The sequence below is a fragment of the Microbacterium sp. LMC-P-041 genome (assembly GCF_030209555.1).
Taxonomy (GTDB): domain Bacteria; phylum Actinomycetota; class Actinomycetes; order Actinomycetales; family Microbacteriaceae; genus Microbacterium.
Genome location: NZ_JARVRV010000004.1, coordinates 582,703 through 608,108, shown reverse-complemented (window position 1 = coordinate 608,108; position 25,406 = coordinate 582,703). Strand labels below are relative to the sequence as shown.

Sequence of the window (25,406 nt, the reverse complement as noted above, 5' to 3'; positions counted from 1 at the left end):
GTCAGGCCTCCGTCTGGCGCGTGCGCGGGTCGAGGTATGCGTAGACGATGTCCGCCAGGATGTTGGCGACCAGCACCGACAGCGTGATCACGAGGAACACGCCCTGCATGAGGGCGAAGTCCTTCGCGTTCGTGGCGTCGAGCAGCAGCTTGCCGACGCCCGGGTAACTGAAGACCATCTCCATGACGATCGTGCCGCCGACGATGAACCCGATCGAGAGGGCGAAGCTCTGGATCTGCGGCAGCACCGCGTTGCGAGCGGCATACGCCCACAGCACCCGCCTGTTCGGCATGCCCTTGGCCTGGGCGACGGTGATGTAGTCCTCGTCGAGCACCGTGAGCATCATGTTGCGCATGCCCAACATCCATCCGCCGAGCGAGGCGATGATGATCGTGACCGCCGGCAGGGTGCCGTGCACGATGACCTGGCCGATGAAGTCGAGGCTCCATTCGGGTGACTGCCCCTTGTCGTACGCGTGTGACGACGGGAACCACTTGAGGGTCGACGAGAAGATCGCGATCGCGATGAGACCGAGCCAGAAGTACGGGATCGTGTTGAAGAACGTCGTGATCGGGATGAGGGCGTCGAGCCTGCTGCCGCGCTTCCAGCCGACGATCGCGCCGCCGACCGTGCCGAGCGCGAACGAGATGATCGTGGCGAGACCGACGAGGCCGAGCGTCCACGGGAGAGCGGATGCCAGCACCTCGCTCACCGGACGCAGGCCGTGCAGTGTCGAGATGCCGAGGTCGCCGCGGAACAGCATCGCCCAGTACTCGATGTACTGCTGCCACATCGACTTGTCGGTGTCGATGCCGAGCAGCGCCCGCAGCGAGTCCGCCGCCTCGGGACTGATGTTGCGATTGCGCGCGAGGTACGAGCTGACCGCGTCGCCCTTCATGAACCGCGGGAGGAAGAAGTTGATCGTGATGGCCGCCCACAGCGTGAACAGGTAGAAGCCGGCCCGACCGGCGAAGAACCGCCAGGGCACGACGGCTCGCCCCTTCTGCGCGACGGTCGCGGTGGTGCCGACCTCGAGCGCGTCGCGGTTCTCCTGGTCGATCTGACCCAGATCGGGGGATGCGGTGGTCACAGTGCACCTCCGTGCGAGCCTGTCGTCGCGAAGTGCTTGTCGGGGTCGGGCGACGCCGCCCGCAGCTCGCGCGTGTAGGGGTCCTGCGGGGTGAGGATCACGTCGTCGGCGTCGCCGTACTCGACGACCCGACCCTGGTTCAGCACCATGATCTTGTCGCTGAAATGACGGGCGGTGGCGAGATCGTGGGTGATGTACAGCACGCCGAGGCCCTCCTCGCGCTGCAGATCGGCGAGCAGGTTCAGCACTCCGAGACGGATCGACACGTCGAGCATCGACACCGGCTCATCGGCGACGAGCAGCGACGGCCGCGAGGCGAGCGCACGGGCGATGGCGACGCGCTGACGCTGGCCGCCCGACAGCTCATGAGGGCGGCGGTCGATCACGGCATCCGCGTCGAGGCGCACGCGCTCGAGCAGTCGGCGCACCTCGGCCTCGGTGTCCTTCTTGGGGACGACGTCGTCGAGACGGATCGGGCGCTCGAGGTGATAGCGGATCGAGTGGTACGGGTTGAGCGAAGCGAACGGGTCCTGGAACACCATCCGCAGCTGCTGGCGGTACTTCCGCAGTCCCCTGCCGCGCCGCGGGATGGGTGTGCCGTCGAGCCGCACCTCGCCGGACGTGGGCGTCTCGAGCTGGGTGAGGATCTTCGCGATGGTCGACTTGCCGCTGCCCGACTGGCCGACGAGACCGATGGTCTGGCCGGAGTTCAGGGTGAAGCTGATGTCGTCGAGCGCCTTGAGCTGGCCGGCTCCGCGGACGTTGTAGATCTTGCTGACGTGGGCGAACTCGAGAGTGGTCATCGGGTCAGCACTCCTCTCGCACCGGTGAGTCGGGGGAACGACGACAGCAGGGTCTTCGTGTAGTCGTTCTGCGGGTCGGTCCAGATCTGCTCGGCGGAGGCCAGCTCGACGATCTCGCCCTCGCGCATGATGGCGATGCGGTCGCTGATCTCGAGCAGCAGCGGAAGGTCGTGGGTGATGAAGATCACCGAGAAGCCGAACTCGTGCCGCAGCTGCGAGATCTGCTTGAGGATCTCCCGCTGCACGAGCACGTCGAGCGCCGTGGTCGGCTCGTCCATGACCATCAGCTGCGGGCGCAGCGCCAGGGCCATCGCGATCATGACACGCTGGCGCATGCCGCCGGAGAGCTCGTGCGGGAACGACCGGGTGCGCTGACGCCCGACCTTGACGATCTCGAGCAGCTCCTCGGCCTCGGCCCTGCGCTGCCGTCGCGTCATGTCGGGACGATGGATCTCGAACACGTCCTCGAGCTGCGAGCCGATCGTCGCCACCGGGTTCAGTGCGTTCATCGCACCCTGGAACACCATCGAGACCTTGTCCCAGCGGAACTTCTGCATCGCCTCGACGTCGAGCGCGTTGATGTCGACGTCGACACCCGATGCATCGTGGAAGGTCACGCTGCCGCCCGCGATCACCGCAGGGGCCCGGAGCAGTCGCTGCACGCCGTAGGCGAGCGTGGTCTTGCCGCATCCGCTCTCGCCGGCGAGACCGAGGATCTCGCCTCTCTGCAGTTCGAGCGTGACGTTCTTCACCGCCTCGACGGGAGGGTCGACGTCGTACACGACCGAGAAGTCGCGCACGCTGAGCAGTGGTTCTGACATGAGGGGTCCTTCGTCGGTCGGGAGGTCGGTGGGAGGGGCGGATGCTGCTGCATCCGCCCCTCCGGGACTGCTTACTCGGCCGGCTTCAGCTTCGTGAGGATCTGCACGATGTTCTGCTGCGTCGGGTCGCCCGAGGCGTACGGGTCGTCCTCCGAGGGCCACCCGACGTAGTTGCGGGTGTTGTACTCGCCGAGAAGCGGGTGCGCGCCCAGCGGGATCGCCGGGACCTGCTCGACGAAGATCTGCTCGAGCGTGGTGATCGCCGCAGTGCGCTCCTCATCGGACGACGCGTTCGCGTAGGTGTTGAGTGCCTCGGTTGCCGCGGGGTCTTCGAAGCGTCCGAAGTTGAACCCGGCGATGCCCTCGGGCGAGATCCAGCGCGGGTCCATCGTCGACGTGTAGAGGCCGTATGCCGTGCCGCTGTCTTCCAGCCAGTGGATGATGGCCGAGAACGAGCCGTCGTCGCGGGGGCCCGCCCAGCCGCCCCAGTCGGGCATGTCGATCTTGACCTCGGCACCGATGGCCTCGGTGACGTCTTCGGCGATGAGCTCCTGCGCGGTGTTCCAGTCGCTCCAGCCCGAGGGCACCGAGAGCGTGAACGAGACGGGCGTGCCGTCGGGGTCGATCAGCGCGTCGTCCTTCCACGTGTATCCGGCGCTCTCGAGCAGGTCGCGCGCCTTCTCGGCGTCGACCGAGTACTCCTCGCCCTGGAACTCGGGCTGGATCTCGTCCTCGAGGATCGACGACAGACCGGTCACCGACCAGACCGGCTCGCTCGCGCCCTCACGGGCGATGTCGACGTAGGCGTCGCGGTCGATGACCCAGGCGAGCGCCTGGCGGAACGCCACATCGTCGAACGGCTTCTGCTGCAGGTTCATGAACAGCGTCGCCGAACCCGTGGTCGGCGCGACGAAGAACTTGTTGTGCTCGGGGTCGGCGTCGAGGAACTGCTCCTGGATCTGCGGGATGAACGCCTGCGCCCAGTCGGCCTCGCCCTGCGCGAGAGCCGTCGTCAGAGCGGTGTTGTCGCCGTACGAGACGTAGTGCAGCTCGGGAACCGCGAGATCGCCGCCCCAGTAGTCGTCGCGGGCCTCGAGCGTGACCGACTCGGTCGACCAGTTCGACAGGGCGTAGGGGCCGGTGCCGACCAGGTCGTCGCCCTTGACGGGGTCGGTGGCCGGCTCGTCGAGGTTCTCCCAGATGTGCTTCGGCACGATCGGCACGTGCAGGACGCGCGCCTGGTTCACGTACTTCGATTCGCCGAAGTTCAGGGTGACGGCGTCGCCCTCGACGGTCGCCCCCTCGAACTTGAGGCCGGCGGTGTCGAGCTCGGGGGTCGACACGAGCTCGTAGGTGAAGACGATGTCGTCGGCGGTGAACGGCTCGCCGTCGCTCCAGGTGACGTCCTTGCGGGGCACGACGGTGAGGGCCGTGTAGTCGTCGTTCCACTCGATGCTCTCGGCGAGCCAGGGGGTGACCTCGCGGTCGCCGGTCTGGTTGACGAGACCGAGGGTCTCGAAGATGACCTTGCCGTAGCCGTACTTCGACGCCGACGAGTCGCCGACGTAGGGGTTGTTCGACTCGGTGGTGATCGCGCCGTCGGGCTTGGCGATCGTCAGTGCTGCGCCGCCTGATCCGGCGTCACCGTCGTTCGATCCGCCGGCTGCGCAGCCGGCGAGGGCCGAGACGCCGAGGGCGGAGATCGCCGCGACGGCGATCATGGACTTTCTGAGCTTCATTGCTTCTCCTTGGGCACGGGTCGTTGTGCTGTGTGGCTGTCGGTGCCCGGGCATCCGACTGCATTCGCTTACTGGCGAGAAAGTAAGCTGGTGCGAGGTTACTCGTTGGTAAGTAGAGTTGGCAAGTACGATCCAGTGCAGGATTCCGTGCAGAAGAGGATGGACCATGTCGAAGGATGCTGTCGCCCACACGTCCGTCCGGCCTGCCACCCGCGAGAAGCGCGAGCAGATCCTCAAAGCCGCCGTCGAGATCTTCGGCAACAAAGGATCGACCAACGGCACCCTCGCCGATGTCGCCGAGCAGGTGGGCATCACCCACGCCGGCGTGCTGCACCATTTCGGGTCGAAGCAGAAGCTGCTGCTCGAGGTGCTCGCCTACCGCGACCAGGCCGACGTCGCCGAGCTCGCCGAGAAGCACATCCCCGGCGGACCCGAGCTCTTCCTGCACCTCGTGCGCACCGCCATCGCCAACGAGCGGCGCCCCGGGATCGTTCAGGCGTACACCGTGCTCTCATCGGAGTCCGTGACCGACAACCACCCCGGCCGCGAGTACTTCGAAGAGCGATACACGACGCTGCGACGCGAGGTGACGGAGGCCTTCCACGCCCTGTGCGCGCAGGAGGGAGTGACCGAGCCCTCGACGATCACGACGGCCGCCGCCAGCATCCTCGCCGTGATGGACGGCTTGCAGCTGCAATGGCTGCTGCATCGCGACGTGTTCGACCTCGGCGAGGCGAGCGAGTTCGCGATCCGGTCGATCGTCAACGGCGTACTGCATCCAGGACCGGCACTGGAGTCGTACCGCCGCGACTAGGCTCGGGCCATGACGATCGACCTCGAAGCGCTCTACACCGACCTGCACCAGCATCCCGAGCTCTCGTTCCAGGAGACGCGCACCGCCGGCATCGCCGCGGGCCACCTGCGGGATCTCGGCCTCGAGGTGCACGAGGGAATCGGCGTCACCGGCGTGGTCGGCATCCTGCGCAACGGCGACGGCCCGGTCGTGTGGGCGCGCGCCGACATGGACGCGCTGCCCGTCGGCGAGGAGACCGGGCTGGCGTACGCGAGCACCGCGACCGGCATCGATCCGGCCGGCAACACCGTGCCCGTCATGCACGCCTGCGGCCACGACATGCACGTCACGGCGATGATCGGCGCCGTCGAGAAGCTCGTCGCCGAGAAGGCCGACTGGTCGGGAACCGTGGTCGTGCTCATCCAGCCCGCCGAGGAGTACGGCGCCGGATCCCGTGCCATGCTCGACGCCGGACTGCGCGATCTCGTGCCGCACCCCGACGTCGTGCTCGGCCAGCACGTCACTCCCCTGCCCGCCGGAACCATCGGCGTGCGCCCCGGCACGCAGATGGCGGCATCCGACGGACTCACCGTCGTGCTGCACGGACGCGGCGGACACGGCTCACGCCCGCACTCCACGATCGACCCGGTCGTCATGGCCGCGGCGACCGTCATGCGGCTGCAGACCATCGCATCGCGCGAGGTCGACCCGCGCGATGTCGCAGTGGTGACGGTCGGCTCGATCCATGCGGGCCTCAAGAACAACATCATCCCGGCCGAGGCCAAGCTCGAGCTCAGCCTGCGCTATCCGAACGACGAGATGCGCGACAAGGTGCTCGCGAGCGTCGAGCGCATCGTGCGGGCCGAGGCGGCGGCATCCGGAGCCGAGCGCGAGCCCGAGATCCGCACCGACCACACCCTGCCGCCGACGATCAACGACGCCGATGCCACCGCGCGCGTCACCTCCGCCCTGCAGCGCGCGCTCGGCGAGGCGTCGGTCGTCGACCCCGGGATGTTCACCGGCAGCGAGGACGTGTCGTGGTTCGCCCGCGACACCGGCGCGCCGCTGGTCTTCTGGTTCTGGGGCGGCATCGATGCGGCGAAGTTCGCGGCATCCGCCGCCGCCGGCACGCTCGACAAGGACATCCCGACCAACCACTCGCCGTTCTTCGCGCCCGAGATCCACCCGACGATCGAGGTCGGCGTCACCGCACTGTCGGCCGCCGCGCGGGAGTTCCTCGACTGACGCGCGTTCTCGCCGTTCACAATTCAGCATGAACAGCCGGAACTGCGCCTAATACGCACTCTGGACGCGCGGAACGCACGTTCTCTGCTGAATTGTGAACGCGAAGCGGGGCTGACTCAGCCGCCGATGGCGTTCATGCCACGGGCGGGCTGCAGGAATGACGGGTCGTTGATCGCGTGCCCCGGCAGCTTGCCGTGCACGCACGAACGCAGCATGGCGCCGATCGCATCGGCTCGCTGAGCGGGAGCAGCCTGCGCGTCCGGCCGCAGCACGCCGATCAGGTCGTACTCGGCATTCGAGAACAGGCAGTTGCGCAGTTGTCCGTCTGCCGTCAGACGCAGCCGGTCGCACGCGCCGCAGAAGGGTGCGGTGACCGAGGCGATGACGCCGACCTCGTGCGGTCCGCCGTCGATGCGCCACTTCTCCGCCGGCGCACCGCCGCGGCCGGGAACCGGCTCCAGCTCCCACCGCGCGCTGAGCTTCTCGAGGATCTCCTCGCGCGTGACCATCGAGGCGCGATCCCAGGTGTGCCCGGCGTCGAGCGGCATCTGCTCGATGAAGCGCAGCTGCGCACCGACCTCCATCGCGAACGCGACCAGGTCGGGCAGCTCGTCGTCGTTCACGCCGCGCATCGCGACCGTGTTGAGTTTGAGCGGGCGCAGTTCGGATGCCGCCGCTGCCGCGATGCCCTCGAATACGTCGTCGATGCGGTCTCGACGCGTGAGGTCGGCGAAGCGCTGACGATCGACCGTGTCGATGCTGATGTTCAGTCGCGTGAGGCCGGCGTCGATCAGGTCGGGCAGGTGCTTCGCGAGCGTGATGCCGTTCGTCGTCATGGCGACCTCGACAGGGCCTTCGTCCCCCTCGATCGCCGAGACACGTCGCACGACGTCGACGATGTCGGCACGCAGCAGCGGCTCACCGCCGGTGAGCCGGAAGGTGCGGATGCCGAGCGATGCGGCGACCTGCGCCACTTCGACGATCTCGTCGGTCGACAGGATGCTGGTGCGCGCGAGCCATTCGTTTCCCTGCTCGGGCATGCAGTAGGTGCAGCGCAGCGAGCAGCGGTCGGTCAGCGAGATGCGCAGGTCGCGGTGCACGCGACCGTGGGTGTCGACGAGTCCCTGCGACGCGGGCGCGGGGTCTGTGGCGACCACGGGATGCGGCGAGCGCACACCGATCACGACCGGCACGGCCGTCATCGCAGTTTCCCTCTCCCCGACATGTTCCGAGACTACCCGCGCCCCGCGTCGCGCGGCCCATGCGGGCGCGACGACCGGCATATTGCCAGGTCCTCTCGGGACGCGCGGCGCTCGCCCAGGCCACCTGGCTGGAGATTCAGCCGGGAGTTCACCAGTCATCGGGCGAGCTCAGCGCACGGCTGCAGCTCACGGAACTGCGACGAACCGCACCAGCGCCGGGTCCACCAGCAGCCGAATCCGATCGCCGACCGCCACGCCTCCGGCAGCATCCAGCGACAGGTCGATCGCGCCTGCATCGGTGTGCACGCGCACGCCTCCCAGCGTGGGCTCGATGCGCGTCACCGCAGCCGGCCACGACTCCGGGCCGGCCTCGGCGACCCGCACGTCGCCCGGGCGGAAGACCGCGGCGAGCGCAACGCCGTCGGTCGCTGCGAGAGCACGCGATGCAGGATGGGCGCTGGTCAACCGCGCGTCGCCGCAGCTCCACGATCCCCCGCGTGCGACACCGACCAGGCGATTGACTCCGGCGATCGACGCGACGAAACCGGATGCCGGGGCGGCGAGAACCTCGCGCACCGGCCCCGACTGGGTGACGCGGCCCGCCTCGACGACGATCAGCCGGTCGGCGAGCGCGACGGCATCCGCGGCATCGTGCGTGACCGCGACGGTCGTGGTCGAGGCGAGCTGGTCGCGCAGCATCCGCCGGATGTCACCGGCCGTCTCGGGGTCGAGCGCGACGAGTGGCTCGTCGAGCAGTACGACGCGAGGGGATGCGGCGAGCGCGCGAGCGACCGCGACCCGTTGCTGCTCGCCGCCCGACAGCTCGTGCGGCATCCGCTCTCCGGAGCCGGGGAGTCCGACCCGTGCGAGCCAATCGTCGGCCCCCGCCCGCGCCGCGCGTGCGTCAGTGCCCGCGGCACGGGGCCCGAACGCCACGTTCTCGCGCGCCGACAGATGCGGGAACAGCCGGGGCTTCTGCCCGAGCAGCACGACCCCGCGGCGCATCGGCTCGGTCCTCATCCGAGGCTTCGCGACCCGGTCGACGACCCGGCCCTCGACGGCGATCTCGCCCCCGCCCAGTGGCTCGAGTCCGGCGAGCGCCTGCAGCAGCGTCGACTTGCCCGCTCCGCTGGGTCCCATCACGGCGACCGTCTCGCCGGTCTCCACCTGCAGCGAGACATCGACGGTGAAGTGCTCTCGCGGCACGACTACGCGGGCGCGCAGCCCGGCGACAGCAGGCGCGCTCATCGCGCCGCCCCCGGCCGCCAGCCGCGCACGAGCAGCAGCACGAGGATCGCCGTGGCGAGCAGCAGCAGCGCGAGGGCGACCGCGGCCCCCTGGGTGACGCCTGCGCCGTTGAAGGCCGTGTAGATCGCCAGGGGCATGGTCTGCGTGACGCCGGGTCGGTTGCCCGCGAAGAGTGCCGTCGCGCCGAACTCGCCGATGGCCCGGGCGAAGCACAGCACCACGCCCGAGACGATCCCGGGCGCCGCGAGCGGCAGCGTGATGCGGCGCAGGATCGTCCAGCGGCCGGCTCCGAGCGCGGCGGCGGTCCGCTCGTACTCGACGCCGGAGGTGCGCACAGCCCCTTCGACCGCCAGCACGAGGAACGGCAGCGCCACAAAGGTCTGCGCGAGCACGACGGCCGGCGTACTGAAGGAGATCCCGAGACCGCCGAACCACCCCGCCCGCCCGAACAGGTAGAGCAGGGCGACACCGCCGACCATCGGCGGCAGCACGAGCGGCACCGTGACAGCCGCCCGCAGCACGGCGGCCAGGCGGGGCCCGGAGCGGGCGATCGTCAACGCCAGCGGCACACCGATCACGATGCACAGAAGAGTGGCGACGAGGCCGGTGCCGAGCGACAGGAGCAGAGCCGAGCGCGCGGCCTCCGACGTCACGTCGGCGATGAAGGTCGACCACTCGACACGGGCGACGAGCGCCGCGAGCGGGAGGATGAGGAACGCGAGACCGATCAGGGCCGGGATGGCCAGGGCTCGCGGCGCGTATCCGTGTGAAGCGGCCGCAGTCACGGCGCTCCGAAGCCGAAGTCGGCCAGGATGCTCTGGCCATCATCCGACAGCACGAACGCGACGAACGCGTCGGCGGCCGCAGAGTTCGATGCCTCCGACAGCGTGGCGATCGGATAGTGGTTGACGACGTCGTCGGCACCGTCGGGCACGATCACCTCGACATCGTCACGACCGACGACGTCGGTGGCGTAGACGAGGCCCGCATCCGCCTCACCGGCTGCGACCTTGGTGAGCACCGCGGTGACGTTCTGCTCGAGGCTCGCGGCATCGACCACGACGCCGGCGTTCGAGAGCAGCGTCGCCGAGGCGGCGCCGCACGGCACCTCGGGGGCGCACAGCACGGTGGTGACGTCGGCCAGATCGGCGAGGGTCTCGACGCGACCCGGATTGCCCGAGGGAACGGCGATCACGAGCGTGTTGGAGGCGAACAGGGTCGGGTCGACCGCGGCATCCTCGAGCTTGTCCATGTTCGCCTCGTCGGCCGAGGCGAAGACGTCGGCCGGAGCGCCCTCGAGCAGCTGGGTGACCAGCGTCGACGATCCGTCGTAGACGCCGCTGAACGTCACATCGGGGTTCTCGTCGGTGAAGGCCGCACCGATCTCGTCGAAGGCGCCCGACAGCGACGCGGCGGCGTACACCGTGAGCTCGCCGCTGACGGCACTCTCCGGTGCATCTCCCGAGCTGGCAGGGGCCGGGGCTTCGGCGGTGCACCCTGTGAGGGCGAGAGCGGCGGCGGCCAGGACGACCGCGACGGTGCGACGCAGGGCGCGATTCATGTCAGCCCTTCGGCACTTCGACGACGACGTTGGTCGCCTTGACGGATGCGGTGGCGAGCGAGCCGACCTCCAGGTTCAGCTCGCGGGCGGCCTCGGCCGACATGAGCGAGACGACGCGGTGGGGTCCGGACTGCAGGTCGACCTGTGCCATGACTCCGTCGATCTGCACGCGCGTCACGATGCCGACGAAGCGGTTGCGGGCGCTCGAGAGAGCATGATCCGACGCCTGCGCCTCCTCGGCGAGCTCCACAGCGCGGGCGGCGAGAGCGTCACCGGGGATCTCGGCCGGGACGGCATCCGTCGTCGGCAGCAGGCCCTGATCGATCCAGCGCCGCACCGTGTCATCGCTCACTCCGAGCAGCTGTGCTGCGCGGGCGATCCGAAAGCTCTGCATGGGTGGACACTACCGCAGACGCGGATTCTGAAACCAAAAATCACCGCATTCGCGGAAGCAACACGCTCGATCGGCATCCGTTCGCTGCGAACTCCGGACGAATCCCCTCGCCCCCGCCGCAATCGCGCACCCCGGGCATAGCCTGGTGCCATGCAGCCGCTCGTCGCTCCCGCGCCCGCCCTCGACCCGGCCGAACTCGTCCGCACCGCCAGGCATGCGGTGCTCACGGGCATCGGAGAGGAGGGGCAGCGCCGTCTCGCCGCGGCACACGTCACCGTGGTGGGCGCCGGCGGCATCGGCTCCCCCGTGCTCCTCGCACTGGCCGCGGCAGGAATCGGCAGCATCACGGTGATCGACGACGACATCGTGGAGCTGACCAATCTGCAGCGCCAGCTCGCTCACCGTGTCGAGGACATCGGCCGCCCCAAGACCGTTTCGGCGGCGCGCGCGATCAGCGCACTGTCACCGGGGGCGGAGGTCGTGACGGCCTCCGAGCGACTCGACTCCGAGAACGCCGAGCGCCTGTTCGCCGGGGCCGACATCGTGGTCGACACGAGCGACTCCTTCGCGACCCGCCGCGACGTCGCCGCTGCGACCGAGAGCCTCGGCATCCCGCTCGTGTGGGGTGCCGTGCAGGAGTGGCACGCGCAGGCCACCGTGTTCTGGTCGAATCCCCCCGAAGGCCACACGCCCGTGGTGCTCACCGATCTCTTCCCGCTCGGCACCGAGGGCGAGCCGCCCAGCTGCGCGCAGGTCGGCGTGCTCGGGGCCCTGTGCGTGCAGGTGGGCGGGATGCTGGCGGGCGAGGTCGTGAAGCTCATCACCGGGGCGGGCGAGCCGCTGCTCGGCCGGCTCGCGATGATCGACTCCCTCACCTCGAGACAGCACGAGATCGCCATCCGTTCGGCGGTGTCGGCATGAGCGCCGCGGGCGGCGGCCGCCGATCCGTCGAGGATCAGCTCGCGCGGGTGCTGGATGCCGTACGCGCACTGCCCGCCGAGGCACGGGCGATCCGGGACGCGGCCCAGCGCACGCTCGCAGAGCCTGCGACGGCGGCGCACGACATCCCGCTCTTCGACAACTCCGCGATGGACGGCTTCGCCGTGCGGGCAGCGGATGTCGCCTCGGCATCCGACGAGAACCCTGTCGTGCTCCGCGTCGTCGCAGATCTGCCCGCCGGGGTGTCGGACGACCCGGCACTCGGAGTCGGCGAGGCGGCACGCATCATGACCGGCTCACCCGCCCCGACGGCGGCGGACGCGATCGTGCCTTTCGAGGACACCGTCGGCGGTCTCGCCGATTCGCTGGGCGAGGTGCGGGTGCTGCGCGCACCGTCGACCGCAGGAGCGTTCATCCGCCGTCGCGGCGCCGACCTGCGCGCCGGTGACGCAGTGGTGCTCGCCGGCGAGCGCCTCGGAGCGTTCCAGCTGTCCGCTGCCGTCGCCGCCGGGGTCGAGAGCGTGACGGTGACACGCGCACCCCGGGTGGCCGTCGTATCCACCGGCAGTGAGCTGCTCGAGCCGGGCGAGCCCGCAGCGCGCGGCCGCATCCCCGATTCCAACGGTCCGCTGCTCGAGCTCCTCGTCGCCGATGCCGACGCCGAGGTCGTGCTCGTCGCCCGCGTCGCGGATGACGCCGATGCCGTGCGCGCCGTCACGGCGACCGCCGTAGAACGCGGCGCTGACGTGATCGTGTTCACCGGCGGCGTGAGCGCCGGTGCATACGAACCCGTGCGCGGCGCGTTCGACGGACAGGGCGAGGTCGAGTTCGCGAGCGTCGCGATGCAGCCGGGCAAGCCGCAGGCGTTCGGCGTGCTCGATGCCGGCACTCTGGTGTTCGGTCTTCCCGGAAACCCCGTGAGCGTGGCGGTGTCGTTCGAGGTGTTCGTGCGCCCCGCGCTGCTGGCGCTGCAGGGTCGCTCCGAGATCCACCGCCCGCGCGCATCCTTCACCGCGGATGCCGCGTGGACCACCCCGCCGGGACGCCGTCAGTACCTGCCCGCCGTCGTCGACCTCGTGAACAGGACCGTGCGCCCGGCGACCTCGGGCGGCTCGGGATCGCACCTGGCCGGCGGACTCGCCCGCGCCCAGGCGTTCGCCGTCGTGCCCGCTGAGGTCGAGGCCGTCGCCGTGGGCGATGCGATCGATGTCATGCTGGTCGGATGAGCTTCACGCATCTCGATTCGGCCGGCCACGCCCACATGGTCGATGTGACCGGCAAGCAGCCGACGGTCCGCACCGCCACCGCGCGCGGATTCGTGCGCTGCAGCGCCGAGGTCATCGCTGCCCTGCGCGACGGCACCGCACCCAAGGGCGACGTGCTCGCGGTCGCCCGCATCGCCGGCATCCAGGCCGCCAAGTCGACACCCGCTCTGCTGCCCCTCGCCCACGTGATCGGCGTGCACCGCGCGTCGGTCGAGCTCGACATCGTCGACGATGGCGTGCACGTCGAGGCGACCGTGGGCACCGCCGACCGCACCGGCGTCGAGATGGAGGCCCTCACAGCGGTCTCGGTGAGCGCCCTCGCGATCGTCGACATGGTCAAGGGCCTCGACCGCTCGGTCGTGATCGAAGACGTGCGCATCGTCGCGAAGTCGGGCGGGCGCTCGGGCGACTGGGTGCGCGAGGGAGAGACGCTGTGACCACCCGCGTCCGCTATTTCGCTGCGGCCGCCGAGGCCGCGGGCACCGACGCCGAGGACCGCGGCGAGCACTCGCTCGAGCAGCTGCGCGCCGCCGTCGTCGTCGACCATCCGGCGCTCGCCGACATCCTTCCGCGGTGCGCGGTCATGGTCGACGGCGTGCGCAGCGATGACGACCGTCCGCTCGACGACGCCCAGCTGATCGACGTGCTTCCCCCGTTCGCCGGGGGATAGGCCGCCGGCGAAGCGATGCCCGCGGGGCGTGCGCTTCGTGCGGCGATCTGCGCGTCAGAAGGACGCGGATGCCGAAAACGGCCGTCAGAAGCGCGAATGGCCGCGTGAAGCAGCCGCAACTCGACTCAGCCGCCGATGCCCTTCCACGAGGTCGAGCCGTCCGACTCGACCTGGCGCTTCCACACCGGCAGCGACGTCTTGATGTCCTCGATGACCGCGCGGCACACCTCGAAGGCCTCAGCACGATGCTCTGCCGCGACCGCGATGACCACAGCCGCATCCCCGACGTCGAGGCGACCGATGCGGTGGCTCACGGCGACCACGACCCTGGCGTCGCCGACGGCATCCGCTGCCGCTCCCTCGGCGATGCGTCGCAGCGTCGGCTCCGCATCGGGGTGCGAGCTGTATTCGAGCCCGACCACCGGGGTCGTCGCATCGGGGTCGTTGTCGCGCACGCGCCCGATGAAGGTCGTGACCCCACCCAGGGCCGGGTCGTCCACCGCAGCGAGATGCGCGTCGACGTCGAGCTTCTCCTCCGAGATCGCTGCGATCCGCACCTCGTTCACGAGTGATCACCGCCCTCGACCTGGTCGACGACGTGTCTGGCGACGGTGAGCACGACGGGAACACCGGATGCCACGGCCCGGGGCGACCCGGGAAGATTCACCACGAGCGATCCGGCCGGGTCGACGATGCCCGCCACGCCACGAGAGAGCACGGACAGCGGGGTGTCGGCGAGGCCGCTGCGGCGCAGTTCCTCGGCGATGCCGGGCACCTCGCGGGTGATCACCCGACGGGTGCCCTCCGGCGTCTCATCGCGCGGACTGACGCCGGTCCCCCCGGTCGTCACGATCAGCCTCACGCCGCGGGCCACCGCTCGGCGCAGCGCATCAGCGACCGAGGTGGCGCCGTCGGCGATGACCTCGGCATCCGGGCAGTGCCACCCGGCATCCCGCAGCAGCCCGACCGCGATCGGCCCTCCCCTGTCTTCGCGTTCACCCGCGAAGGATCGATCCGAGACAGTGATCACGCAGGCGGGGAGCGACGTCATGGCTCCCACACTAGGGCGAGACCCGGGGTCGCGCACCGGCATCAGGCGACGCGGATCAGCGACCGCTGCCACCCCGACGAACCGTTCGGCGCGATCGGCGCCCGCTCTTCGATCTGCAGGTCGCCGTTCTTGTTGATGGCTCGCACGGCCACGTAGTGCGTGCCCGGCGTGGCATCCCACTCCATGAACCACTGCACCCAGGTGTCCTCGTTGATCGGTGCCGACAGCGTCGCCGGCATCCAGTCGCCCTCGTCGATGCGCACCTCGACCCGCTCGATGCCGACCGACTGCGCCCACGCGACGCCCGCGATCGGGATGCGGCCGGCCTTGACCGCCTCGCCGACCTTGGGAGTGTCGACGCGCGAGGCGAACTTGATCGGCGCCTCGGCGCTGTATCCACGCGGGGTCCAGTAGGCCTCGTCCTTGTCGAACGTCGTCACCTTGAGCTCGGTCAGCCACTTCGTCGCCGAGACGTAGCCGTAGAGACCGGGAACGACCATGCGCACCGGGAACCCGTGCTCGAGCGGCAGCGGCTCGCCGTTCATGCCCACCGCGAGGATCGCATCGAGGTTGTCGTCGGTCAGCGCCGACAGCGGCGTGCTCGCGGTGTATCCGTCGACGCTCTTCGACAGCACCATGTCGGCTCCGGACTTCACCCCTGCCTTCTTGAGAACATCGCGCAGCGGGACGCCGAGCCACTTCGCATTGCCGACGAGGTCGCCGCCCACCTCGTTCGAGACGCACGTGAGGGTGATCGCATACTCGTCGAGCCCCATGTCGAGGATGTCCTGGAAGCTCATCTCGACGCGCTGATCGACCATGCCGTCGATCACGAGACGCCAGGTGCTGGGGTCGATCGTGGGCACGGTCAGCGCGGTGTCGACGCGGTAGAAGTCCTTGTTCGGGGTGAACAGCTTGCTCAGGCCCGGGATGTCGAGCTCGGCGCCCTTCGGCACCGTGACCGTCGACTTCGGCGCCGGGAGCTTCAGCGCCTCCCGGATCGACGCCACGGAGGCGACCGTCATGCTCACCGTGCGCGACGCGATGCCGACGACGACCGCCGAGACGCTCGCGATCCCGGCGAGGATGAAGAACTGCCGACGCCCCAGATCCTTCGGCGGCTGCGCGGCATCCTGGCCCACCGTCCCGGTGCCGGTCGCGGCGAGACCCTCGCCCTTGCGGTCGGTCATCACGGCGGGAACCGCCGAGGCCCTCCACGTCTTCAGACGGCGGATCAGGAGCACCATCAGGATCGACCCTGCGATGGTGCCGAGCACGGGAGGGAGGAAGGCGAGGGGCGTGACTCCCGCCCTCGTCACGATCGCCGCGGTGGAGAGCGCGCCCGCGACCACCAGGGCGATCACGCCGAGCGGGGGACGGAGCAGCTGAAGGATTCCGGCGATCGCCGACGCGATCACCACCGCGAGACCGAGACCGACCAGCAGTGCGATCTTGTCGTACTCGCCGAAGGTCGCGATCGCGAATTCCTTGAAGGGCTGCGGCACGATGTCGATCACGAAACCGCCGACCGCGAGGATCGGGCTCGCTGAGCGCGCGAAGATCAGCGCGAACAGCTCTGCGGTGGCCAGGAAGACGGCACCGCTGATCACACCCGAGAGTGCTGCCCAGAGGATGAATCGTCTGCCCTTGCTGCGCTGTGGGTCTTTGCTGCGCTGTGCCATGATCTGCTCCTTCGCACCGCCGACGGTGTGGTCAGCGGTTGTTCGGAGCGAAGGCGCGAACGGATGGTCGCGAGCGCCGGTGCGTCAGAGACGCCGCGCGGTGATGGTGTCGCGGTCCTGCAGCTGGCGCAGAGTGCGCAGGCACCGGGAGCACAGGATCTCGACGCGACGCGGGTGGTTCTCCCCGCAGACGCAGTCGACCGTGACGCGCCACTTGGCCTTGCGCCCGCAGGCGGCATAGGCCTCGTCGTCGCCGTGGTCGCACTCGCACAGCTGGCGTCCTCGGTCGAGACCGGGGAGCTCGACGAGGGTGCGCTCGAGGTCGGCGACCGGGGGCTGCTGCGTCTTCACCACCTGCCCATGCTCCCGGAGCCGGCCACCGCGCGCAACACCGCGCCGCTCGCGTGCGCCGCGCACCGGAGACGACGAGCGTCGGGTCAGACCTGTACGACGTGCGGCGGGGGCGGCGGCGCGAGCTGGCGCTGCGGCACTCCGTGCGCCTCGCGATGCAGACGCTCCATGCGGCTGTCGAGCTCGGCGGCGGCCTCGGCCGCATCGGTCAGGCTGTCGACGAGGTGCGAGGGCACCTGGTTCGAGAACTTGTAATAGATCTTGTGCTCGAGGCTGGCCCAGAAGTCCATCGCGATGGTCCGGAACTGCACCTCGACCGGCACCGCGAGCGCCCCGGTCGACAGGAACACCGGCACCTCGATGATCGCGTGCAGGCTCTTGTAGCCGTTCTCCTTCGGCGTGGCGATGTAGTCCTTGACGGTGCGCACGGTGACGTCGTCCTGCGCGGTGAGCAGGTCGAACAGGCGGTACACGTCGGCGACGAAGCTGCACGTCACGCGCACGCCGGCGATGTCGGTGATCTCGGAGCGGATGCGCTCGAAGTCCGGCTCGACGATGCCCTTGCGGGCGATCTTCTCGACGATGCTGTCGGGGGTCTTCAACCGGCTCTTGACGTGCTCGATCGGGTTGTACGCGTGGTGATGGGTGAACTCGTCACGCAGGATCGAGATCTTCGTCTCCACCTCCCGCATCCCGAACTCGTACTCGCGCAGGAAGCGCTGGAACTCATCGCGGAGCTCCCGAGTCTGCTGGATCGCATCGTCGGTGAGCTGAAGGGACGTCATGCATCCGACGTTACGCGTTCGTGATCGGCGCAGGCTGTGCATCGCCGATGAGAAATTCGGTCCGGCGCGGTCTTGACGACGTCGGAGGCCGGGTCTACAACGGACGACATGGCTACCGCAGGCGAGAAGTGGACAGAGGCGTACGTCGAGGCGTGGCGATCGAACGACCCGCAGCAGATCGCGGCGCTCTTCAGCGAAGACGCGATCTACCTCACGAGCCCCGACGCCGAGCCGCGGGTCGGTCGGGCCGACATCGTCGCCGGCTGGCTCGAGGACCTCGACGATCCGGGTACGTGGTCGTTCGAGTGGTGGATCGTCCGCGAGGATGACGACTTCGTGGCGATCGAGGGGCGCACGCAGTACCCGTCTGAAAGGGACTATCTCAATCTCTGGATCGTCCGACTGGATGCCGAGGGCCGGGCGACCGCGTTCACCGAGTGGTACATGCCGCGCCCTCATTCCGAGTGACCGCCTCGGCCGCGTAAGGATTCCGTTAGGGACACCGGGGCACCCGTAGGGATTCCGTGAGGAACGCGTGAGGAAGCCGTTCGCGGGCGTAATGTCGCCCGACGTGTCAGATGAAACCCGGGACAACCTCGACGCTCCTCCTCGCGTGAAGCGCATCCTCATCGGCGACCCGCTGACGAGCGCACAGGTCGACGATCAGCTGCTCCCGAAGAAGATGGCGTTGCCGATCTTCGCGTCGGACGCCCTGAGCTCGGTCGCCTACGCGCCGCAGGAGCTCGTGATGATCCTCCTCATCGGCGGACTGACGTTCCTGTCGTTCACGCCGCTCGTCGCGGTCGCGGTCGTCGTGCTGCTGATCGTCGTCGTGCTCAGCTACCGGCAGCTCATCAAGGCCTACCCCTCGGGCGGCGGCGACTACGAGGTCGCCTCGAAGAACCTCGGCGAGATCCCCGGCGTCATCGTCGCGGCCGCGCTGCTGGTCGACTACGTGCTGACGGTCGCCGTGTCGGTGGCATCCGGCGTCGACAACATCATCTCGGCGGTGCCGGGCCTCGATCCGCTGCGCGTCGAGCTGGCGGTCGGATTCGTGATCCTCATCATCCTGGTGAACCTGCGAGGAGTGCGCGAGGCCTCGCTCGTCTTCGCGATCCCGACCTACGTGTTCATCGCCTCCGTCGGCTTCATGATCGTGACCGGGCTGTTCCGCACCTTCCTCGGCGATGCGCCGGTCGCCTCGAGCGCCGAGTTCGCCGTGCACTCCGAAGACCTCGGCCAGGCCGCGGTGATCCTTCTGATCCTGCGGGCGTTCTCGAGCGGATGCTCGGCCCTCACCGGCGTCGAGGCGGTGTCGAACGGCGTGCCCGCCTTCCGCACCCCGAAGGTCCGCAACGCCCAGACCACGCTCGTGCTGATGGGTTCCATCGCCGCGTGCCTGTTCGCCGGGCTCACCGCCCTGGCCCTGATCACCGGCGTGCACTACGCCGAGAACCCGTGCGACCTGATCGGCTTCGACTGCTCGAACCCGCAGCCGAGCCTGATGGCGCAGATCGCGTCTGCGACGTTCGGCGGCGGCAGCATCCTGTTCTTCATCATCCAGGCGGCGACCGCCTGCGTGCTGCTGCTGGCGGCCAACACCGCCTTCAACGGATTCCCGCTGCTCGGCTCGGTGCTCGCCCGTGACGGCTACGCCCCCAAGTCGCTGAACACCCGCGGCGACCGCCTCGTCTTCTCGAACGGCATGATCGTGCTGGGGATCGCGGCGATCATCGTGCTCGTGGTGTTCCAGGCGAAGCTCACCACGCTGATCCAGCTCTACATCATCGGCGTCTTCGTGTCGTTCTCGCTCGGGCAGATCGGCATGGTCCGGCACTGGCGCCGCGTGCTGCGCGGGCCGCTCGAGACGACTCCCGGATCGGGCGTCGACGGCGCCTCGGCATCCGACCGCCGCTCGGCGAAGATCGGACTGGTCATCAACTCGGTGGGCGCCGCGATGACGGTGGCGGTGCTGCTGATCGTGACGATCACGAAGTTCACGCACGGCGCCTACCTGGTGTTCTTCGCGATCCCGGTGCTGGCGTTCCTGATGATGGGCGTGAAGCGGTACTACCGCGACGTCGAGCACGAGATCGCGATCGACGACACGACGAAGTTCGGCGCGACCGGCGACCTGGCGATCGTGCTCGTCAACCGCCTGCAGAAGCCCGTGATCAAGGCCATCGACTATGCGATCGCCGCCAAGCACGGCAAGACTCTGGCGGTGCACGTCGCCGTCGCATCCGACGATGCCGCGCAGCTGCAGAAGGACTGGGCAGACCACCTGGTGCCGATCCCGCTGGTGATCGTCGAGTCGCCGTTCCGGTCGTTCGCACAGCCGGTGACGCAGTTCATCAAGCAGTACCGCGAGAAGCACGGCTCGTCCGTGGTCACGGTCTATCTGCCGCAGTACATCGTGGGGCACTGGTGGGAGACGTTCCTGCACAACCGCCGCTCCCGCCGCCTGGCCAACCAGCTGATGCTCGTGCACGGGGTCTCGATCACGCTCGTGCCGTGGCTGCTCGACTCGTCGGAGCTGATCTACGGCCGACGCTCGCGCCCGCTGCCGGGGCAGGAGCGCGCAGGGCGACCAGTCGTCGTGAACGGCCGCCGCGCGCATCGGCCCGAGGGTCCGCCCGAGAGCTGACGCCGGTCAGGATGCCGCGAGCACACCGCCGAGGATCTCCGCCGCCTCGGGGAATCGCGTCGGGTCGGCGTTCGCGTAGTTGAGTCGCACATAGGCTCCGGAGGGCTCCGCGGGGAACCATTCGGATCCGGGAGAGATGATGAGGCCGCGGGTCTCGCATCCTCGGACCACGCCGACGACATCGGTGCCCTCCGGAAGCCGCACCCAGAGGTTGAGGCCACCGGCCGGCACCGTCTCGACCGTCGCGGTCGGGGCGTGCTCGGCGAGGCTCGCGAGCAGCAGATCGCGTCGCGCCCTCAAGTGGTCGCGGAAGCCACGCAGGTGGCTCTTCCACGCCGGCTGGGTCACGACGTCGAGCGCGGCAGCCTGCAGCAGCCCGCTCACGTACATCGACTCGGCGGCACGGTCGGCGAGGATGCGCTCGCGCGCCGGACCCCGCACGATCACCGCGGCGATCCGCAGCGCGGGCGAGACGCTCTTGGTCAGCGAACGGAGATAGACGACATGGCCGTCATCGTCCATCGCCGCGATCGGACGCGGATCGCCGTCGATGGCCAGATCGTGCGCCCAGTCGTCTTCGATGAGGAAGGCACCGTGCCGCCGCACGCTCTCGAGAACGGCGAGGCCGGTCGACGCGGGCCACCTGGCGCCCGTCGGGTTGGCGAATGTGGGCTGCGCGTAGAACGCACGAGCGCCGGTCTCGACGAACGCCCGCTCGACGGCATCCGGATCGGGCCCGTCCGGCCCCGACGGGATCGGCACCAGCACCACCCCGGCCTGCTCGGCGGCGAGAAGAGCACCCCAGTAGGTGGGCGACTCGATCAGCAGAGGCTGCCCTGCCCCGACCACGGCTCGGAAGATGGAGCTCAGCCCGCTCTGGCTGCCCGCGATCACGAGCGCATCCCTGGCGGATGCCGGAGTGACGTCTGCGGGGGCGGATGCCGCGAGCTCAGCCGCGAACCAGGCCTGCAGCTCCGGCATCCCGGCGGCGGGCGAGCGAGTGAGCGCTGACGAGGTGCGTGCCGCACGGGTGATCGCCTGACGGACCAGCCGCTCGGGAAGCAGGTCGACCGCCGGATACCCCGAATGCATGCCGATCGCGTCGGGAGCGACAGTCCGCTGCGTCGAGGTGAGCCCGGCGAGTCGCGCGGGAGGAGCCCCGAGCGCGGATGTCTGCCAGCCGTAGTCGGCGGGGCGCGGCGTCTTCTGCGCGCGCACGAACGTCCCCGCGCCTGGTCGGGATTCGATCAGGCCCAGCCGGGCGAGGCGTCCCATCGCCTTCTGCACCGTCACAGGGCTCGCTCCGTACTGCGCGACGAGCGCTCGATTCGAGGGAACCCGAGACCCCGGAGGCGCCGCCTCGATCCACCGACGCAGTTCTCCTACGATCCGGTCACTGCTATCCTGACTCATGAAAGAACAGAGTAGCGTTATCACTCCTGCTCGCACAGCGCTATCCCCTGCGGGCCTCTGGTGGGGGCTTCTCGGCGTCGCCGCCTTCTCGTTCACCCTCCCCTTCACCCGCATCGCGGTCGGCGGCCTCTCGCCTCTGTTCATCGGATCCGGTCGCGCGGTCATCGCCGCAGCGCTCGCTGCCATCGCTCTGGCGGCCACCCGGCAGCATCCGCCGACCAGGGTGCAATGGTGGCGACTCGCGATCGTGGCCGGTGGTGTCGTCGCGGGGTTCCCCCTCTTGACGTCGTTCGCCATGACCGCCGCACCGGCGAGCCACGGCGCCGTGGTGATCGGCCTGCTCCCCGCAGCGACGGCCGTCATCGTCGTGCTCCGCACGCGCGAACGGCCGGGACGTGCGTTCTGGTGGTTCGCCGCACTCGGCGCCATCACGGCGGTGGTCTTCGCGTCACTGCAGAACGGGGATCTCGGCGCACTCCACTGGGCCGATCTGCTGCTGTTCGCCGCGGTGCTCGCTGCGGCTGTCGGCTATGCGGAGGGCGGCCTGCTGGCTCGGGAGCTCGGAGCCTGGCAGACCGTGTCGTGGGCGCTCGTGCTCGCCGCGCCGCTGATGCTCGTGCTGACCCTGGCCTCGGCGGTCGCCGACCCGCCGACGGCATCGCCGGTGCAGTGGCTCGCCTTCGCCTACCTCGCCGTGGTGAGCATGTTCCTCGGATTCTTCGCCTGGTATCGCGGGCTCGCGATCGGGCCCATGGCCCAGGTGAGCCAGATCCAGCTCGTCCAACCCGTGATGAGCATCGCGTGGGCCGCGCTGCTTCCTCATGAGCAGATCGGATGGCCCACCGCGCTCGGCGGCCTGGCCGTCATCGTGTGCGCCGCGCTCGCGGTGCGCACCCGACTGATCCATCCCCGACCCACCACCCGCCCCCTGAACGAGGAGTTCTGATGCGCCACACACCCCGTTACCTGATGACCGACCCGCTCGAGGTGAAGCGCCTGATCCGCGGCAACCCGTGGGCGACCTTCGTGTCCCCCGCGAGCACAGGGCTGGTCGCTTCGCATTACCCCGCGCTGCTGATCGAAGACGAACACGAGATCGTGATCGCGAGCCACTTCGGTCGCCCCGACGAGCAGCTGCATGAACTGGGCGCGCACGAGGTGCTCGTGATCATCCAGGGCCCCCACGACTACGTGTCGCCCAGCCTCTATGCGCCCGGCGACCTCGTGCCCACCTGGAACCACGTGACCGCTCATCTCTACGGCACTCCCGAGATCCTCACCGAGGAGGAGAACTACGCCATGCTCGCGCAGCTGACCGACCACTTCGAGAAGGGAACGCCGCACGGGCGCAGCCTGTCGGAGGACGAGGCCGGCACCCGGCGAGCGGCGAAGGGAACCGTCGGGCTGAGGATGCGTGTCGACCGGTTCGACGCGCGCGCCAAGCTGAGCCAGAACAAGTCTCCCGAGGTGCGAGACACCATCACCGGGCGGTTCGACGAGACGAACGCGGCACTCGCGGCCGAGATGCGTCGAGTGTCCGGCCACGCCCCTCAATAGGCTGGGGCGATGACCGATTCGCCGCACACCGACGTCTGGCCCGTCCGCACCGAGCGGCTGCAGATCCGGCCGATGACGGCACCCGACGTCGACGCCATGTGGGAGTGGCGTCGACGGCCGGAGGTGAACCGGTGGCTCGGACTCGCGCCGGCCACACTCGAGGAGTTCCGCGAGCGGTATCTCGACCCCGGCCGGCTCACGTCGATGTACCTCGTCGAGCTGATCACGGAGAACGACGGGCCCACGCCGATCGGCGACATCATGATCAGGATCGGTGACGGCTGGGCGCAGCTCGAGGTCGCCGATCAGGCGAGGGGCGTCGAGGCGGAGCTCGGCTGGGTGCTCGACCCCGCGCACACCGGTCGCGGCTATGCGACCGAGGCCATCCGCGCCGTGATCGACGTCTGCTTCGGTCCGCTGGGGCTGCGCCGGGTGCACGCCGGATGCTTCGCCGACAACGAGCCCTCGTCGCGTCTGATGGAGCGGCTCGGCATGCGCCGGGAGGAGTTCAGCCGCAAGACCGCTCTGCACCGGTCGGGCGAGTGGCTCGACGGGCTCAACTATGGCATCCTCGCGGAGGAGTGGACACCGACGCGTCAGAGTTCTGTGACCCCGTCGACCACGAACGTGTAGAGGTCTCTCACCAGATCCGTCGCTTCGAGGCGGTCGCGATCGCGCGCTGCGGCGACGAGCGCGTCGACGACCGATCGGAGCATGGCGGGGTTGCGGGGCCGGCTGAGCGAGCGGATGCCGAGCACCAGCGCCGTGCGCTTCGACGCGTGCAGGGCGCTGAGGTGTCGGTTGCGCGAGAACACCGCGAGCAGGTCGAGCAGTTCCCACAGCCCCTCCGCTCCGATGACCTGATCGCTCTCGTCCGACGCCCAGAGTTCGCGGACGGTCGCCGCCCGCTCGGCGAGATCGGCGATCTGCGCCTCGGTCGCCTCCGCGATGCCGAGGTCGGCCGCCGCGATCGACAGGCCGGAGCACTCAGCGGCGACAGCGACGAACCACGCGGGGGTCGGCGTCACGACGACCGACGCCCTGTTCAGACGGTGCTCGATCAGATGCATCGCTTCAAGGGTGCCGAGGGCTGATCGCACGGTCGCCGCGGCGACGGTGAGCCGCTGTGCGAGGGCGGTGACCGATAAGGGATCGCCGGGCGCCAGTTCGCCCGACTCGATCGAGTGCGCGAGCGAGTCGACGACGGCATCCGCGCGGGAGGTGATGACGGGCGGTGGCTGCTCGACCCCTCCCAGCAGTCGCGTGGAGTTCAGCCTGTCGATCCGCCGGTCGGGCATGTCAGTCCCCGGGTAAGAAGACGGCGGGCGTCGAGGCGGCGGAGACGGAGGCGGATGCCGCGGCGAGCGCCGCCCCCGCGCGGAGAGGTTCGATCGTCGATCTCAGGAACAGCGGTTCGATGAGGTCTCGTACCCCGACGCCGTCGCGCCGATCGAGCAGGGCACGCAGCTGATCGAGGGCCGCCCGCATGTAGTCGACGAGTTCGTCGGGCACGCGTTGCGCGGGCACGGTTCGGGTGAGGTGCAGCACCAGCTGACCGTCGAGGATGTCGATCATCGTCTGGTTGTGGGCGTTGAGCACGATCTCGCCCCACAGCGCGTACCAGAGGCTGAGCCCCTCGCGACTCGAGGTTCCTGCGAGCTCGGCGACCAGGAGTCCGTCGATCCTCTCGTGCAGAGAGGCGACCTGCTCGTCGGTGTAGGTCGGCACTGCTCTGACGGCGCAGTATCCGATCATGGCGACGGCGGTCTCGACACGTTCCGCCTGTGCCTCGAGGTCGACCGGCGCGACGCGTGTGAACCGGTTGGTGCTGACCTCGATGAGTCCGAGGTCGGCGAGACGGTTGAGAGCCTCGCGGATAGGCGTGCGGGAGACGCCGTATTCGGCCTGCAAGTCCTGGTCGCGAATCTCTTCGAGGGGTTGCATGCGCCCAGAGATGATCTCTTCGGCGAGCGTGGCGAAGACCTGGTCGCGGATCAGCTGCCGCGGCCGGATCGGCAGAGATGCGCTGATGTCGCCCACGGGCACACTTTATGCCGGTGTCATGCCGACGCACCATACATCAGGCACTGAAGTTTCACCGGATCCGACGGCATGTGCGTAGCGTTGTGGAGTAGGGCAGCGACCCTCAC

Annotated in this window: 28 protein-coding genes; 11 read left to right on the top strand and 17 right to left on the bottom strand. The window is 69.3% G+C overall.

Going from position 1 to position 25,406, the window contains the following annotated elements; genetic code table 11:
• Window position 1: 1 nt before the first annotated feature.
• From QRN21_RS09390 to QRN21_RS09375, 4 genes are all read right to left on the bottom strand, one after another.
• Window positions 2–1,090, bottom strand: coding sequence for an ABC transporter permease (locus QRN21_RS09390; RefSeq protein WP_053098570.1), 1,089 nt, complete (start codon window positions 1,088–1,090; stop codon window positions 2–4).
• Window positions 1,087–1,893, bottom strand: coding sequence for an ABC transporter ATP-binding protein (locus QRN21_RS09385; RefSeq protein ID WP_285363793.1), 807 nt, complete (start codon window positions 1,891–1,893; stop codon window positions 1,087–1,089). Before QRN21_RS09385 ends, QRN21_RS09390 begins: the two co-directional genes overlap by 4 nt.
• Window positions 1,890–2,714 (bottom strand): ABC transporter ATP-binding protein, encoded by an 825-nt coding sequence (locus QRN21_RS09380; protein ID WP_053098568.1) that lies wholly within the window; start codon window positions 2,712–2,714, stop codon window positions 1,890–1,892. Before QRN21_RS09380 ends, QRN21_RS09385 begins: the two co-directional genes overlap by 4 nt.
• Before the next feature lie 71 nt (window positions 2,715–2,785).
• Window positions 2,786–4,453: an ABC transporter substrate-binding protein gene (locus tag QRN21_RS09375; RefSeq protein ID WP_072590603.1), complete on the bottom strand. Its 1,668-nt coding sequence runs from the start codon at window positions 4,451–4,453 to the stop codon at window positions 2,786–2,788.
• Window positions 4,454–4,619: 166 nt separating this feature from the next.
• Between QRN21_RS09375 and QRN21_RS09370 the strand changes: the two genes are divergently transcribed.
• Together QRN21_RS09370 and QRN21_RS09365 are read left to right on the top strand one after the other, a co-directional pair.
• Window positions 4,620–5,267: a TetR/AcrR family transcriptional regulator gene (locus tag QRN21_RS09370; protein ID WP_056276425.1), complete on the top strand. Its 648-nt coding sequence runs from the start codon at window positions 4,620–4,622 to the stop codon at window positions 5,265–5,267.
• Between the two features lie 9 nt (window positions 5,268–5,276).
• A complete protein-coding gene (locus QRN21_RS09365) occupies window positions 5,277–6,491 on the top strand; it encodes an amidohydrolase (RefSeq protein WP_053098565.1) in 1,215 nt (404 codons plus the stop codon).
• A 116-nt stretch (window positions 6,492–6,607) separates the two neighbouring features.
• Here the strand turns inward: QRN21_RS09365 and moaA are convergent, their stop codons facing one another.
• The 5 genes from moaA to QRN21_RS09340 all read right to left on the bottom strand — a co-directional run bounded on the left by moaA (window position 6,608) and on the right by QRN21_RS09340 (window position 10,896).
• The gene (gene moaA, locus QRN21_RS09360; protein ID WP_285363791.1) at window positions 6,608–7,693 is read right to left on the bottom strand and encodes a GTP 3',8-cyclase MoaA; all 1,086 of its coding nucleotides are present in this window, start codon (window positions 7,691–7,693) and stop codon (window positions 6,608–6,610) included.
• 186 nt (window positions 7,694–7,879) lie between these two features.
• The gene (locus QRN21_RS09355) at window positions 7,880–8,941 is read right to left on the bottom strand and encodes a sulfate/molybdate ABC transporter ATP-binding protein (RefSeq protein ID WP_285363790.1); all 1,062 of its coding nucleotides are present in this window, start codon (window positions 8,939–8,941) and stop codon (window positions 7,880–7,882) included.
• Complete coding sequence (modB, locus tag QRN21_RS09350; RefSeq protein WP_285363789.1) at window positions 8,938–9,726, bottom strand: molybdate ABC transporter permease subunit; 789 nt, start codon at window positions 9,724–9,726, stop codon at window positions 8,938–8,940. Before modB ends, QRN21_RS09355 begins: the two co-directional genes overlap by 4 nt.
• Complete coding sequence (modA, locus tag QRN21_RS09345) at window positions 9,723–10,502, bottom strand: molybdate ABC transporter substrate-binding protein (RefSeq protein ID WP_285363788.1); 780 nt, start codon at window positions 10,500–10,502, stop codon at window positions 9,723–9,725. The genes modB and modA overlap by 4 nt, the downstream gene beginning before the upstream one ends.
• A gap of 1 nt (window position 10,503) precedes the next feature.
• Complete coding sequence (locus tag QRN21_RS09340) at window positions 10,504–10,896, bottom strand: TOBE domain-containing protein (RefSeq protein WP_056276411.1); 393 nt, start codon at window positions 10,894–10,896, stop codon at window positions 10,504–10,506.
• Window positions 10,897–11,046: 150 nt separating this feature from the next.
• Between QRN21_RS09340 and QRN21_RS09335 the strand changes: the two genes are divergently transcribed.
• The 4 genes from QRN21_RS09335 to QRN21_RS09320 are packed head-to-tail and all read left to right on the top strand — an operon-like array spanning window position 11,047 to window position 13,770.
• Complete coding sequence (locus QRN21_RS09335) at window positions 11,047–11,817, top strand: HesA/MoeB/ThiF family protein (protein WP_285363787.1); 771 nt, start codon at window positions 11,047–11,049, stop codon at window positions 11,815–11,817.
• A complete protein-coding gene (locus QRN21_RS09330; RefSeq protein ID WP_285363786.1) occupies window positions 11,814–13,061 on the top strand; it encodes a molybdopterin molybdotransferase MoeA in 1,248 nt (415 codons plus the stop codon). Before QRN21_RS09335 ends, QRN21_RS09330 begins: the two co-directional genes overlap by 4 nt.
• Window positions 13,058–13,537, top strand: coding sequence for a cyclic pyranopterin monophosphate synthase MoaC (gene moaC, locus QRN21_RS09325; protein ID WP_285363785.1), 480 nt, complete (start codon window positions 13,058–13,060; stop codon window positions 13,535–13,537). The genes QRN21_RS09330 and moaC overlap by 4 nt, the downstream gene beginning before the upstream one ends.
• Window positions 13,534–13,770, top strand: coding sequence for a MoaD/ThiS family protein (locus QRN21_RS09320; protein ID WP_187248955.1), 237 nt, complete (start codon window positions 13,534–13,536; stop codon window positions 13,768–13,770). Before moaC ends, QRN21_RS09320 begins: the two co-directional genes overlap by 4 nt.
• Window positions 13,771–13,895: 125 nt before the next feature.
• Here the strand turns inward: QRN21_RS09320 and QRN21_RS09315 are convergent, their stop codons facing one another.
• The 5 genes from QRN21_RS09315 to QRN21_RS09295 form a co-directional block, all read right to left on the bottom strand.
• Window positions 13,896–14,336: a molybdenum cofactor biosynthesis protein MoaE gene (locus tag QRN21_RS09315; RefSeq protein ID WP_187248956.1), complete on the bottom strand. Its 441-nt coding sequence runs from the start codon at window positions 14,334–14,336 to the stop codon at window positions 13,896–13,898.
• Window positions 14,333–14,821: a MogA/MoaB family molybdenum cofactor biosynthesis protein gene (locus tag QRN21_RS09310; RefSeq protein WP_285363782.1), complete on the bottom strand. Its 489-nt coding sequence runs from the start codon at window positions 14,819–14,821 to the stop codon at window positions 14,333–14,335. The genes QRN21_RS09315 and QRN21_RS09310 overlap by 4 nt, the downstream gene beginning before the upstream one ends.
• 41 nt (window positions 14,822–14,862) lie before the next feature.
• Entirely contained in the window at window positions 14,863–16,503 is a 1,641-nt protein-coding gene (locus tag QRN21_RS09305) for a molybdopterin-dependent oxidoreductase (RefSeq protein WP_285363781.1), read from the bottom strand.
• Window positions 16,504–16,587: 84 nt separating this feature from the next.
• Window positions 16,588–16,857, bottom strand: coding sequence for a hypothetical protein (locus QRN21_RS09300; protein ID WP_053098553.1), 270 nt, complete (start codon window positions 16,855–16,857; stop codon window positions 16,588–16,590).
• A gap of 83 nt (window positions 16,858–16,940) precedes the next feature.
• Entirely contained in the window at window positions 16,941–17,639 is a 699-nt protein-coding gene (locus QRN21_RS09295; protein WP_053098552.1) for a GTP pyrophosphokinase, read from the bottom strand.
• A gap of 108 nt (window positions 17,640–17,747) precedes the next feature.
• Here QRN21_RS09295 and QRN21_RS09290 point away from each other — a divergent pair, with 108 nt between their 5' ends.
• Together QRN21_RS09290 and QRN21_RS09285 are read left to right on the top strand one after the other, a co-directional pair.
• On the top strand, window positions 17,748–18,107 hold the full coding sequence (locus QRN21_RS09290) for a nuclear transport factor 2 family protein (RefSeq protein ID WP_056276387.1): 360 nt from the start codon (window positions 17,748–17,750) through the stop codon (window positions 18,105–18,107).
• Window positions 18,108–18,198: 91 nt separating this feature from the next.
• Complete coding sequence (locus QRN21_RS09285; RefSeq protein WP_053098550.1) at window positions 18,199–20,286, top strand: APC family permease; 2,088 nt, start codon at window positions 18,199–18,201, stop codon at window positions 20,284–20,286.
• 6 nt (window positions 20,287–20,292) lie between these two features.
• Here the strand turns inward: QRN21_RS09285 and QRN21_RS09280 are convergent, their stop codons facing one another.
• Window positions 20,293–21,699, bottom strand: coding sequence for an aminotransferase-like domain-containing protein (locus tag QRN21_RS09280; RefSeq protein ID WP_285363778.1), 1,407 nt, complete (start codon window positions 21,697–21,699; stop codon window positions 20,293–20,295).
• On the opposite strand from QRN21_RS09280, the gene QRN21_RS09275 reads away from it, so the two are divergent.
• From QRN21_RS09275 to QRN21_RS09265, 3 genes are read left to right on the top strand one after another with little or no spacing between them, the layout of a single operon-like run.
• Entirely contained in the window at window positions 21,698–22,645 is a 948-nt protein-coding gene (locus QRN21_RS09275; protein WP_285363776.1) for a DMT family transporter, read from the top strand. The genes QRN21_RS09280 and QRN21_RS09275 overlap by 2 nt on opposite strands.
• Window positions 22,645–23,256, top strand: coding sequence for an FMN-binding negative transcriptional regulator (locus QRN21_RS09270; protein WP_053098547.1), 612 nt, complete (start codon window positions 22,645–22,647; stop codon window positions 23,254–23,256). The genes QRN21_RS09275 and QRN21_RS09270 overlap by 1 nt, the downstream gene beginning before the upstream one ends.
• A gap of 9 nt (window positions 23,257–23,265) precedes the next feature.
• Window positions 23,266–23,889, top strand: coding sequence for a GNAT family N-acetyltransferase (locus QRN21_RS09265; RefSeq protein WP_285363774.1), 624 nt, complete (start codon window positions 23,266–23,268; stop codon window positions 23,887–23,889).
• Here QRN21_RS09265 and QRN21_RS09260 read toward each other — a convergent pair.
• Together QRN21_RS09260 and QRN21_RS09255 are read right to left on the bottom strand one after the other, a co-directional pair.
• Window positions 23,853–24,554 carry a GntR family transcriptional regulator gene (locus QRN21_RS09260; protein WP_053098545.1) on the bottom strand — a complete coding sequence of 234 codons (702 nt, stop codon included), beginning with the start codon at window positions 24,552–24,554 and terminating at the stop codon, window positions 23,853–23,855. The genes QRN21_RS09265 and QRN21_RS09260 overlap by 37 nt on opposite strands.
• A 1-nt stretch (window position 24,555) precedes the next feature.
• Entirely contained in the window at window positions 24,556–25,296 is a 741-nt protein-coding gene (locus QRN21_RS09255; RefSeq protein WP_285363773.1) for a GntR family transcriptional regulator, read from the bottom strand.
• Window positions 25,297–25,406 lie beyond the last annotated feature (110 nt).

What these genes read in the sequence shown, in the direction of transcription:
- QRN21_RS09385 (WP_285363793.1), bottom strand. Translation starts at nt 1,893, where the DNA reads ATGACCACTCTCGAGTTCGCCCACGTCAGCAAGATCTACAACGTCCGC.
- QRN21_RS09380 (WP_053098568.1), bottom strand. Translation starts at nt 2,714, where the DNA reads ATGTCAGAACCACTGCTCAGCGTGCGCGACTTCTCGGTCGTGTACGAC.
- QRN21_RS09375 (WP_072590603.1), bottom strand. Translation starts at nt 4,453, where the DNA reads ATGAAGCTCAGAAAGTCCATGATCGCCGTCGCGGCGATCTCCGCCCTC.
- QRN21_RS09370 (WP_056276425.1), top strand. Translation starts at nt 4,620, where the DNA reads ATGTCGAAGGATGCTGTCGCCCACACGTCCGTCCGGCCTGCCACCCGC.
- QRN21_RS09365 (WP_053098565.1), top strand. Translation starts at nt 5,277, where the DNA reads ATGACGATCGACCTCGAAGCGCTCTACACCGACCTGCACCAGCATCCC.
- moaA (WP_285363791.1), bottom strand. Translation starts at nt 7,693, where the DNA reads ATGACGGCCGTGCCGGTCGTGATCGGTGTGCGCTCGCCGCATCCCGTG.
- QRN21_RS09355 (WP_285363790.1), bottom strand. Translation starts at nt 8,941, where the DNA reads ATGAGCGCGCCTGCTGTCGCCGGGCTGCGCGCCCGCGTAGTCGTGCCG.
- modA (WP_285363788.1), bottom strand. Translation starts at nt 10,502, where the DNA reads ATGAATCGCGCCCTGCGTCGCACCGTCGCGGTCGTCCTGGCCGCCGCC.
- QRN21_RS09340 (WP_056276411.1), bottom strand. Translation starts at nt 10,896, where the DNA reads ATGCAGAGCTTTCGGATCGCCCGCGCAGCACAGCTGCTCGGAGTGAGC.
- QRN21_RS09335 (WP_285363787.1), top strand. Translation starts at nt 11,047, where the DNA reads ATGCAGCCGCTCGTCGCTCCCGCGCCCGCCCTCGACCCGGCCGAACTC.
- QRN21_RS09330 (WP_285363786.1), top strand. Translation starts at nt 11,814, where the DNA reads ATGAGCGCCGCGGGCGGCGGCCGCCGATCCGTCGAGGATCAGCTCGCG.
- moaC (WP_285363785.1), top strand. Translation starts at nt 13,058, where the DNA reads ATGAGCTTCACGCATCTCGATTCGGCCGGCCACGCCCACATGGTCGAT.
- QRN21_RS09310 (WP_285363782.1), bottom strand. Translation starts at nt 14,821, where the DNA reads ATGACGTCGCTCCCCGCCTGCGTGATCACTGTCTCGGATCGATCCTTC.
- QRN21_RS09305 (WP_285363781.1), bottom strand. Translation starts at nt 16,503, where the DNA reads ATGGCACAGCGCAGCAAAGACCCACAGCGCAGCAAGGGCAGACGATTC.
- QRN21_RS09295 (WP_053098552.1), bottom strand. Translation starts at nt 17,639, where the DNA reads ATGACGTCCCTTCAGCTCACCGACGATGCGATCCAGCAGACTCGGGAG.
- QRN21_RS09290 (WP_056276387.1), top strand. Translation starts at nt 17,748, where the DNA reads ATGGCTACCGCAGGCGAGAAGTGGACAGAGGCGTACGTCGAGGCGTGG.
- QRN21_RS09285 (WP_053098550.1), top strand. Translation starts at nt 18,199, where the DNA reads ATGTCGCCCGACGTGTCAGATGAAACCCGGGACAACCTCGACGCTCCT.
- QRN21_RS09275 (WP_285363776.1), top strand. Translation starts at nt 21,698, where the DNA reads ATGAAAGAACAGAGTAGCGTTATCACTCCTGCTCGCACAGCGCTATCC.
- QRN21_RS09280 (WP_285363778.1), bottom strand. Translation starts at nt 21,699, where the DNA reads ATGAGTCAGGATAGCAGTGACCGGATCGTAGGAGAACTGCGTCGGTGG.
- QRN21_RS09270 (WP_053098547.1), top strand. Translation starts at nt 22,645, where the DNA reads ATGCGCCACACACCCCGTTACCTGATGACCGACCCGCTCGAGGTGAAG.
- QRN21_RS09265 (WP_285363774.1), top strand. Translation starts at nt 23,266, where the DNA reads ATGACCGATTCGCCGCACACCGACGTCTGGCCCGTCCGCACCGAGCGG.
- QRN21_RS09260 (WP_053098545.1), bottom strand. Translation starts at nt 24,554, where the DNA reads ATGCCCGACCGGCGGATCGACAGGCTGAACTCCACGCGACTGCTGGGA.